We start from the raw sequence: 10,274 nt of genomic DNA on the forward strand, positions 1-10,274 counted from the left end.
CACCACCTGTACCACCGCGACCAGCACTACGTGGTGCAGAACGGCGAGATCGTCATCGTCGACGAGTTCACCGGCCGCCTGATGGCCGGGCGGCGCTGGAGCGAGGGCCTGCACCAGGCCGTGGAGGCCAAGGAAGGCGTGACCATCCAGGCCGAGAACCAGACGCTCGCCTCCATCACGTTCCAGAACTACTTCCGCCTCTACGCCAAGCTCTCGGGCATGACCGGCACGGCCGACACCGAGGCCTACGAGTTCCAGGAGATCTACGGTCTGGAGACCGTGGTCATCCCGCCCAACCGTCCGAGCCGCCGCGACGACCAGCTCGACCGCGTCTACAAGACCACGCGCGAGAAGTACGAGGCGGCCATCGCCGACATCCGCGAATGCCACGAGCGCGGCCAGCCGGTGCTGGTGGGCACGACCTCGATCGAGAACTCCGAAGTCATCGCCGAGCTGCTGACCAAGGCAGGCCTGCCGCACCAGGTGCTCAACGCCAAGCAGCACGCCCGCGAGGCCGACATCGTCGCCCAGGCGGGGCGCCCCGGCATGATCACGATTGCCACCAACATGGCCGGCCGCGGCACCGACATCGTCCTGGGCGGCAACGTGGAAAAGGCGGTCGCAGCGCTGGACGAGGACGAGGCGCTCACGCCCGAGCAGCGCGCCGCGCGCGCCCAGGAGCTGCGCGAGGAATGGAAGCGCGACCACGACAAGGTGGCCGCCCTGGGCGGCCTGCGCATCATCGCCACCGAGCGCCATGAGTCGCGCCGCATCGACAACCAGCTGCGCGGCCGCTCGGGCCGCCAGGGCGACCCCGGCTCCTCGCGCTTCTACCTGAGCCTGGACGACCAGCTCATGCGCATCTTCGCGGGCGACCGCGTCAAGGCCATCATGGACCGCCTGAAGATGCCCGACGGCGAGGCCATCGAGGCGGGCATCGTCACGCGCAGCATCGAGTCGGCCCAACGCAAGGTGGAGGCGCGCAACTTCGACATCCGCAAGCAGCTGCTGGAGTACGACGACGTCGCCAACGACCAGCGCAAGGTCATCTACCAGCAGCGCAACGAGATCCTGGACGCGCCCGAGCTGGCGCAACTCATCGACGCCATGCGCGACGACTGCCTGGCCGACGTGGTGCACCAGTACGTGCCGCCGGAGTCGGTGGAGGAGCAGTGGGACCTGCCCGGCCTGGAGAAAGCCCTGGCAGCCGACTGGCAGATCGAGCTGGCACTGCAAAAGGACGTGGAGGGTTCGGACTCCGTCACCGACGAGGACATCCTCGAGCGCGTGCAGGCCGCCGGCCGCGACGTCTTCCAGGCCAAGGTGGCGCTGGTGGGCCAGGAAAGCTTCGTCCAGTTCGAGCGCATGGTGCTGCTGCAGAGCTTCGACAGCAACTGGCGCGACCACCTGGCGGCGCTGGATTACCTGCGCCAGGGCATCCACCTGCGCGGCTATGCGCAAAAGCAGCCCAAGCAGGAGTACAAGCGCGAGGCCTTCGAGCTGTTCCGCCAGCTCATCGACCAGGTCAAGAACGAGGTCACGCGCATCATGATGAGCGTGCAGATCCAGTCCAACGACCAGCTCGACGAGGCCGCCCAGGCCATGGAGCAGCGCGGCGAGGGCAGCATCGCCAACGTGACTTACAGCGCGCCGGACGAAAGCGGCAACCCCCAGGCCCGGTCGGGCGACGCAGGAGCGGCGCAGGACGAGGCAGCGCTGGCCAGCCCCGGTACGCGCGTGGGGCGCAACGACCCCTGCCCCTGCGGCAGTGGCAAGAAGTACAAGCAGTGCCACGGCAAGCTCAGCTGAGCAGCCGCGGCCCGCACCATCGAGGATGAACCCACCATGCCCGTGAACCTCTCCGCCCCCGTGGCCCAGGACCTGCACCCCGTTGCCGGCGTGCGCATCGGCGTGGCCGAAGCCGGCGTGCGCAAGGCCGGCCGCAAGGACCTGACGGTGTTTCTGCTGGATGCAGGCGCCAGCGTTGCCGGCGTTTTCACCGAGAACCGTTTCTGCGCCGCGCCGGTGCAGGTCTGCCGCGAGCATCTGGCCTCGGGCAGCGCCATCCGCGCCATGGTGGTCAATACCGGCAACGCCAATGCCGGCACCGGCGCCGAGGGCCTGGCGCGTGCGCGCGCCACCTGCGAGGCGCTGGCCGGGCAGCTGGGCATCGCCCCGGCCCAGGTGCTGCCGTTTTCCACCGGCGTCATCATGGAGCCCCTGCCCGTGGAGCGCATCACCGCCGGCCTGCCCGCGGCGCTGGCCGATGCGCAGCCGGGCCACTGGGCGCGCGCCGCCGAGGGCATCATGACCACCGACACGCTGCCCAAGGCCGCCAGCCGGCGGGTGGAGATCGGCGGGCGCGCGGTCCACATCACCGGCATAGCCAAGGGCGCGGGCATGATCCGCCCCAACATGGCGACCATGCTGGGCTTCATCGCCACCGACGCCTGCGTTGCGCCCGAGCTGCTGCAGCCGCTGGTGCGCGAACTGGCCGACGCCTCCTTCAACCGCATCACCATCGACGGCGACACCTCCACCAACGACTCCTTCGTGCTGGTGGCGACCCACCAGGCCGGCCACGCGCCCATCACGCAGCTGGACAGCGCCGAGGGCCGCCAGCTCCAGGCCGCGCTGCTGGAGGTGGCGCAGCAACTGGCCCAGGCCATCGTGCGCGACGGCGAGGGTGCGACCAAGTTCATCACCGTGCGCGTCGAAGGCGGCCGGACGGCCCAGGAGTGTCGCCAGGTGGCTTACGCCATCGCGCACTCGCCCCTGGTCAAGACGGCCTTCTTTGCCAGCGACCCGAACCTGGGACGCATCCTCGCGGCCGTGGGCTACGCCGGCATCCAGGACCTGGACCAGACGCGGATCGACCTGTACCTGGACGACGTGCACGTGGCCGTGCAGGGCGGGCGCAACCCTGCCTACCGCGAGGAGGATGGCCAGCGCGTCATGCGCCAGAGCGAGATCACCGTGCGCGTGCTGCTGGGCCGGGGCGATGCAGCCGACACCGTCTGGACCTGCGACCTGAGCCACGACTACGTGACCATCAACGCCGACTACCGCTCCTGAGGCAGTGGTGCCGGTCGGCCCGTTTTGAATAGCAACAACTCGTTGACTGGCAAGGGCTAACGCCGTAAATGACTCCCAAGATAGATCGCCTGCTGGAGCGCGCCGAGCAGCTCATGGCCCGCATCGAGGCGGTGCTGCCCCAGCCCCTGACCGAGCCCGACTGGGGCGCCTCCATCGCCTGGCGCTACCGCAAGCGCAGCGGCGGCCATGGCCGGCTCGAGCCCGTGCGCCACGTGGCCGACATGCGGCTGGCGCAGCTGCGCGAGATCGACGCGCAGAAGGAGCGCATCCAACGCAACACCGAGCAGTTCGTCGAGGGCCGCGCGGCCAACAACGTGCTGCTCACCGGTGCGCGCGGCACCGGCAAGTCCTCGCTCATCAAGGCCTGCCTGAACGAATACGCCGGGCGCGGCCTGCGGTTGATCGAGGTGGACAAGGCCGACCTGACCGACCTGCCCGACATCGTCGAGATCGTCTCGGGCCGGCCGGAGAAATTCATCGTCTACTGCGACGACCTGAGCTTCGAGGACGGCGAGGGCGACTACAAGGCGCTCAAGTCCATCCTGGACGGCACGGTGGCCGCGGCCACGCCCAATGTGCTGGTCTATGCCACCAGCAACCGCCGCCACCTGTTGCCCGAGTACATGAAGGACAACCTGAGCTACCGACCCGTGGACGATGGCGAGATCCACCCCGGCGAGGTGGTGGAAGAAAAAATCTCCCTGTCCGAGCGTTTCGGCCTGTGGGTCAGCTTCTACCCTTTCAGCCAGGACGAATACCTGGCCATCGTGGCGCAGTGGCTGTCGGCCCTGGGCGTGGCGCCCGCAGCCATCGAGGCGGCGCGCCCCGAGGCGCTGGTCTGGGCACTCGAGCGCGGCTCGCGCAGCGGCCGCGTGGCCTGGCAGTTTGCGCGCGACTTCGCCGGCCGCCAGGCGCCGCAGGGCGCGGCCGCATGACGCAGCCGGCGCGCCAGCCCACCGAGGTGGCCGTCGGCATCCTGGTGCGCAGCGACGGCGCGTTGCTCTTTGCCACCCGGCCCGAGGGCAAGCCCTACGCGGGTTACTGGGAGTTCCCGGGCGGCAAGGTCGAGCCGGGCGAGACGGTGGAGCAGGCACTGCGCCGCGAGCTGCAGGAAGAGCTGGGCATCACCGTGGACGCGGTCGAGCCCTGGAAGGTGACCGAGCACGACTACCCGCACGCCCTGGTGCGTCTGCACTGGTGCAAGGTGCATGCCTGGCAGGGCAGCCTGCAGATGCGCGAGGGCCAGCAGGTTGCCTGGCAGCACTGGCCGCTGCAGGTGCGCCCGGTGTTGCCCGGTGCGCGGCCGGTGCTGGCCTGGCTGGCCCAGGAGTGCGGTGCGGTGCTGGACGACGCGGTCTTCAGCGCCTGAAACTATCAAAAAGAGAGCTGCAAGCCCTTGCTGCATAAGGGCTAAAGGCGGTTTTCCAATGAATTTCAGGGCTCGCGCCGCGGGTCGCCGTACTCGGCCTCCGGCGGCGGCGCCTCGGCCGGCATGCGGAAATCCTCGTTGGCCCAGGCGCCCAGGTCGATCTGCCGGCAGCGCTCGCTGCAAAAGGGCCGGAAGCGGTTGGCCGGGCTGTAGAGGCTGGGGCCGCCGCAGCAGGGGCAGATGACCTGCCTGGCCGCCGGCTGCGGGGTCGAAGGGATGGGTGCGTTTGCCATGCTCGGTGGATTCAGCCGCACAGCGTGAGTTCAAACGCCGCGTCCTCGCTGCTGGCGGCCACCCGCGCGTCGCCCTCCTGGCGCATCAGGCGTACGGAGACGAGCAGCCGGTTGCCGCTGATCTCGGGGATTAGCCCGAGCGCCGGGTCGATGCGCAGGCGCAGCAGCTGGAAGGTGCGGCCCTGGGGCAGGCTCTGCTGGAACTGGCCGCGCTCGGCCGCCACCTTGTGCGGCGTGCCGGCGTCGCGCAGCAGGCGCAGCAGCAGGTGAACCGAGTCGGCCAGGGGCGCCACGCTCCCGGCCCAGCGCTGCAGGTCGTCCTGGCGCTGCGGCACGGGGCGATGCTGCCAGGCGTAGTAGGCCGGCAGGTCGAAGCTGCAGGTGCCGCCCGGAATGCCCACGCGGCTGCGAATGCCCATCAGCCATTCGCTTTCCGTGAGTTGCTGCCCAGCCTTGCCCTGTTGCGCCCCCAGGGCGGAAAAACACCCGTCGAGCCGGGCGATCGCGCCGTCCAGCGCTCGCTCCGAAATCGAAGGGTTGCCGCGAAAACCCTCGAGCTGGTGCCTGTGCTTTTCCAGGTCCTTGAGTACGTCGGCCTTCAGGTCCGCGCGCGCCGCCACGTCCATGATCTCGAACAGGGTCAGCAGCGCGAAATGGTGGTCCGTCGGGTGCTCGCGGGCCATCAGCTCGTCCAGGCGGCGGGCCAGGTGCTCCAGCCGCAGGTAGGTCCGAAGGCGTTCGTTGAAGGGGTATTCGTAGAGGATCACGCTAGGCACTTTTCCTGGCAGGGGGCTTTTTCATCATAGCCCGAAGCATGCGGCCACCTGGCGGGCCAGCGCCTGCAGCTGGGCGAGCGTGAGGCCCTCGTTGTGCACCACCCAGTCGGCCGCGGCGCGGCGTGCGGCCCGGCTGTTCTGGCTGGCCATGATGGCGTGCACGGCAGGCGCGTCCAGGCCGCTGCGCGCCTGCACGCGCGCGATTTGCGTGGCCTCGCTGCAGTCCACCACCAGGACGGCGTCGAGCTGGCGCGGCCAGCGCGCGGATTCGGTCAGCAGCGGAATGTCCAGCACGACGAGCCGGTGGCCCGCCTGCTGCGCCGCCTGGCCGGCCGCGGCGATGGCCTGGCCGACCAGCGGGTGCACGATGGCCTCCAGCCGGGTACGCGCCTGTGGCTCGGCAAAGGCCAGCTCGCGCATGCGGGCCCGGTCCAGCGCCCCATGGGCGTCGATGAAGTCGGCGCCAAACGCCTCGCGGAGGGGGGCGATGGCCGCGCCGCCCGGCTGCGTCACGGCGCGGGCCAGGGCATCGGCGTCGATCAGCGCTGCGCCGCAGTCGGCCAGCATGGCGGCAAAGGTGCTCTTGCCGCTGCCGATGCCTCCCGTCACCCCGAGGCGCAGCGTGCGCGGTGCTCCCCGTTCCTCCTGTGGCGCGTCCATGCGCGTCTCCTCCGTCATATCGGGCCTCTCATGCCAGGCCGAATACCGCGAGCACGGCGCGCTCGATGCGCGCCGGCCCCCACACCAGTGCTGCCAAGCCACCCAGGGCCAGGAAGGGGCCGAACGGCACGTACCCGCCCTCGCGCAGGCGTGAGAACGCCTTCAGCGCCAGGCCCACCAGCGCGCCGAAAACCGAGGCGAGCAGGATGATGGGCACCAGCGCCTGCCAGCCAAACCACGCGCCCAGGGCTGCGAACAGCTTGAAGTCGCCATGGCCCATGCCCTCCTTGCCCGTGAGCAGCCGGAAGGCCCAGTACACGGCCCACAGCGAGACGTAGCCGGCGGCGGCGCCCGCCACGGCATCGCTCAGGGGTACGGCGGTCAGCCCGGCGAACGCGGCCAGCAGCCCGGCCCACAGCAGGGGCAGGGTGATGTCGTCGGGCAGCAGCGTGGTGTCCCAGTCGATGCAGGTCAGCGCCACCAGTGCGGCGCAGAACCCGCACCAGGCCAGCGCCGTGGCCGAGGCGCCCCAGCGCGAGGCGCAGAACCAGAACAGCACGCCCGTGACCAGCTCCACCAGCGGGTAGCGCAGGCTGATCCGGCTGCCGCAGCCGGCGCAGCGCCCGCGCAGCGCCAGCCAGCCGAGCACCGGAATGTTCTCGTGCCAGCGCACGGTGCGCGCGCACGCCGGGCAGTGCGAGCGCGGCGTCCAGAGGTTGTAGGCGAGCTGCCCTGCGGCCGCCTCGCGCGCCGGCAGCAGGCCCGCATCCTGCCCGTACTGTGTGCATTCGTCGGCCCACTGCCGCTCGAGCATGCGGGGCAGGCGGTGGATCACCACATTCAGGAAGCTGCCCACCACCAGGCCCAGCAGGCCGAACAGCAGGGCGTCGGCCCAGGGAAGACCCGTCACCACCATCACACCACCTGCCCGAGCTTGAAGATGGGCAGGTACATCGACACCACGATGCCACCGATGAGCGTGCCCAGGAAAACGATGATGATGGGCTCCATGAGGCTGGACAGGCCTTTGACCATCTCGTCGACCTCCTGCTCGTAGAAATCGGCGGCCTTGCCCAGCATGTGGTCGAGCGCGCCCGATTCCTCGCCGATGGCGCTCATCTGGAGGACCATGGAGGGAAAGATGCCGGTGTTGGTCATGGCCGTGGTCAGGCTGGTGCCGGTAGCGACCTCCTGCTGGATGCGGTCGGTGGCCACGGCATAGACGTGGTTGCCGGCGGCACCGCTGACCGAGTCCAGCGCCTCCACCAGCGGCACGCCCGCGGCGAACATGGTGGACAACGTGCGCGTCCAGCGCGCCACGGCCGACTTGTTGAACAGGGTGCCGAAGACGGGGAGTTTGAGCAGGAAGCGGTCCATGGCCTGCTGCATGCGTTCGCTGCGCCGCCAGGCTTGGCGAAAGAAGTAGGTGCCGCCGCCCAGCACCCCCAGGATGAGCCACCAATAGGCGACGAAGAAGTCGCTCACCGCCATGACCACCAGTGTCGGCGCCGGCAGGTCGGCGCCGAAGGACGAAAAGATGTCGCGAAAGGCCGGGATCACGAAAATCATGATGATGGCCACCACCACGAAGGCCACGACGATGACCGAGATGGGATACATCATCGCCGCGCGGATCCGGGACTTGATGGCTTCGGTCTTCTCCATGTAGAGCGCCAGCCGGTCCAGCAGCGCCTCCAGGATGCCCGCCGCCTCGCCCGCCTCCACCAGGTTGCAGTACAGATCGTCGAAATACAGAGGGTGCTTGCGAAAGGCCGCGTTGAGCGAGGTGCCCGTCTCCACGTCGGCGCGGATGGCGCCCAGCAGCCGCGTGACGTTGGGGTTGCTGTTGCCCCGGCCCACGATGTCGAAGGACTGCAGCAGCGGCACGCCCGCCTTCATCATGGTGGCCATCTGGCGCGTGAACAGGGCGATGTCGCGCGGCCGGATCCGGCGCCCGGCGCGCTGGCGGCGTCTGCGCACGCGCACGGGCAACACCCCCTGGCGGCGCAGCGCCGCGCGAACCTGGTTCTCACCGGCGGCGCGTATCTCGCCGCGCACGGTCCGGCCGCTGCGGTCCCGGCCCTCCCACTCGAAGACGGACTCCCGGGGCCTGTGGGGTGCGGCGCTCGCCATCGTGCCTGTTCCGTGCCTGTGCATGATCGCCGGCCGCGTCGTCACTCGTTGGTGACGGCCAGCACTTCTTCCAGCGACGTCACGCCGGCCCGGACCTTGTGCAGCCCCGCCTGGCGCAGCGAGCGCACACCCTCGCGGCGCGCCTGAGCAGCCAGCTCCAGCGCGCTGCCGTCGCGCAGGATGATGCGCTGGATCTCCTCGGACACGGGCATGACCTCATAGATCCCCACCCGGCCGCGGTAGCCGTTGTTGCAGGCCGGGCAGCCGACGGGCCGGTAGGTGACCCAGCTGCCGTCCAGATCCTCCTCGGCGTAGCCGGCCTCCAGCAGCGCCGCGCGCGGAATGTCGGCCGGCTGGCGGCACTGCGGGCACAGGCGGCGCGCCAGGCGCTGGGCGGTGATCAGGATGACGCTGGAGGCGATGTTGAACGGCGCCACGCCCATGTTGCGCAGGCGCGTGAGGGTCGAAGGCGCGTCGTTGGTGTGCAAAGTCGATAGCACGAGGTGACCGGTCTGCGCGGCCTTGATGGCGATATCGGCCGTCTCCAGGTCGCGGATCTCGCCCACCATGATGATGTCCGGGTCCTGGCGCAGGAAGGCGCGCAGCGCGGCGGCAAAGGTCAGGCCGGCTTTTTCGTTGACGTTGACCTGGTTGACCCCGGGCAGGTTGATTTCGGAGGGGTCCTCGGCGGTGGCGATGTTCACGCCCGGCTGGTTGAGCAAGTTCAGGCAGGTGTAGAGCGAGACCGTCTTGCCCGAGCCGGTCGGCCCGGTCACCAGGATCATGCCGTAGGGCCGGTGGATGGCCTGCAGCAGGCGGTCCTTTTCCTCGTGCTCATAGCCCAGCGCCTCGATGCCCATGCGCGCGCTGCTCGGGTCCAGGATGCGGATGACGATCTTCTCGCCGAACAGCGTGGGCAGCGTGCTGACGCGAAAGTCGATCACCCGCTCCGGCCCCACCTTGAGCTTCATGCGCCCGTCCTGGGGCACGCGCTTCTCCGAAATATCCAGGCGCGAGATGACCTTGATGCGCGAGGCGAGCTTTTCCTTGATGGCCACCGGCGGCGAGGCCACCTCGCGCAGTTCGCCGTCGATGCGAAAGCGCACACGGTAGTGGTGCTCGTAGGGCTCGAAGTGCAGGTCCGAGGCGCGCATGTTGAAGGCGTCGAGCAGCATCTTGTGCAGGAAGCGCACGACCGGCGCGTCCTCGACCTCACTGGCCTGCGCCTCGACCGCCTCGGCGGGCTGGTCGGCCTGTAGGTCGCCGAACTCGAAGTCGCCCACGGCCCCGGGCGCCGACACGTCGGCGCTCTTGGCGGTGACCTCGATCAGCCGCAGCAGCTTGTCGTGCTCGGCAATCACCCAGTCCACGCCCATCTGGGTGCTGAACTTGATCTGCTCGGCCGCCTCGCGGTCGGTCGGGTCGGCGGTGGCGACGATCAGCCGGTTGCTGCGCTTGTGCAGCGCCACCACGCCGTGGGCGCGGCATAGCCGGATGTCCAGCAGGTCGCGCGACAGGCGCAGCGGATCGAGGGCGTCCACGTCCAGCAGCGGCGCGCCGAAGATGCCCGAGACCGTGTGCGCCAGCTCCGCCGAGGTGATGGTGCCGCTGGCGGTGAGCGTCGCGATGAAGCTGCTGCGACTGGCCTGGGCCTTCCTGTACAGATCCTCGGCGCCCAGCTGGTCCAGCCTGCCCACGGACATGAGCGCCCGCGCCAGGCCGGGCAGGGTGATGGGGGCGGGGGAGGGCTTCCTGGAGGGGAGGACGGCGGCCATGGACAGCGGCGGGTGGTGTGCCGGGGGACGGGCCATCGTAACACCGCATCCCGCAGAGGCGGGCCAGGGTGCGACCACAAAAAAGCCCCTGCGCTTGCGGCGCAGGGGCTCTTCAATCTGGTCGGGGTGAGAGGATTCGAACCTCCGGCCTCTACGTCCCGAACGTAGCGCT

The 10,274-nt window shown here is 69.6% G+C and carries 10 protein-coding genes; 4 read left to right on the plus strand and 6 right to left on the minus strand.

Annotated elements, in window-relative coordinates; all coding sequences use genetic code 11:
• The 4 genes from RT051_RS13585 to RT051_RS13600 all read left to right on the plus strand — a co-directional run.
• Nucleotides 1–1,809: SEC-C metal-binding domain-containing protein (locus RT051_RS13585; protein WP_313077492.1), on the plus strand; the 1,809-nt coding region annotated here is incomplete at its 5' end.
• 36 nt (nt 1,810–1,845) lie between these two features.
• Entirely contained in the window at nt 1,846–3,075 is a 1,230-nt protein-coding gene (gene argJ / locus RT051_RS13590; RefSeq protein ID WP_313077493.1) for a bifunctional glutamate N-acetyltransferase/amino-acid acetyltransferase ArgJ, read from the plus strand.
• A gap of 68 nt (nt 3,076–3,143) precedes the next feature.
• Complete coding sequence (locus RT051_RS13595) at nt 3,144–4,031, plus strand: ATP-binding protein (protein WP_313077494.1); 888 nt, start codon at nt 3,144–3,146, stop codon at nt 4,029–4,031.
• Nucleotides 4,028–4,465 (plus strand): NUDIX domain-containing protein, encoded by a 438-nt coding sequence (locus RT051_RS13600; RefSeq protein WP_313077495.1) that lies wholly within the window; start codon nt 4,028–4,030, stop codon nt 4,463–4,465. The genes RT051_RS13595 and RT051_RS13600 overlap by 4 nt, the downstream gene beginning before the upstream one ends.
• 65 nt (nt 4,466–4,530) lie before the next feature.
• On the opposite strand, the gene RT051_RS13605 is transcribed toward RT051_RS13600, so the two are convergent.
• The 6 genes from RT051_RS13605 to pilB are packed head-to-tail and all read right to left on the minus strand — an operon-like array spanning nt 4,531 to nt 10,102.
• Nucleotides 4,531–4,758, minus strand: coding sequence for a DNA gyrase inhibitor YacG (locus tag RT051_RS13605; RefSeq protein WP_313077497.1), 228 nt, complete (start codon nt 4,756–4,758; stop codon nt 4,531–4,533).
• Nucleotides 4,759–4,769: 11 nt separating this feature from the next.
• A complete protein-coding gene (gene zapD, locus RT051_RS13610) occupies nt 4,770–5,525 on the minus strand; it encodes a cell division protein ZapD (RefSeq protein WP_313077498.1) in 756 nt (251 codons plus the stop codon).
• A gap of 33 nt (nt 5,526–5,558) precedes the next feature.
• A complete protein-coding gene (coaE, locus tag RT051_RS13615) occupies nt 5,559–6,212 on the minus strand; it encodes a dephospho-CoA kinase (protein ID WP_313077499.1) in 654 nt (217 codons plus the stop codon).
• Between the two features lie 10 nt (nt 6,213–6,222).
• Nucleotides 6,223–7,110: an A24 family peptidase gene (locus tag RT051_RS13620; protein WP_313077501.1), complete on the minus strand. Its 888-nt coding sequence runs from the start codon at nt 7,108–7,110 to the stop codon at nt 6,223–6,225.
• Nucleotides 7,110–8,327, minus strand: a complete 1,218-nt coding sequence (locus RT051_RS13625; protein WP_313077502.1) for a type II secretion system F family protein — start codon at nt 8,325–8,327, stop codon at nt 7,110–7,112. The genes RT051_RS13620 and RT051_RS13625 overlap by 1 nt, the downstream gene beginning before the upstream one ends.
• Before the next feature lie 41 nt (nt 8,328–8,368).
• Nucleotides 8,369–10,102 carry a type IV-A pilus assembly ATPase PilB gene (pilB, locus tag RT051_RS13630; protein ID WP_313077503.1) on the minus strand — a complete coding sequence of 578 codons (1,734 nt, stop codon included), beginning with the start codon at nt 10,100–10,102 and terminating at the stop codon, nt 8,369–8,371.
• Nucleotides 10,103–10,274 lie beyond the last annotated feature (172 nt).

It is taken from the genome of Melaminivora sp. (genome assembly GCF_032059615.1).
GTDB lineage: Bacteria > Pseudomonadota > Gammaproteobacteria > Burkholderiales > Burkholderiaceae_C > Melaminivora.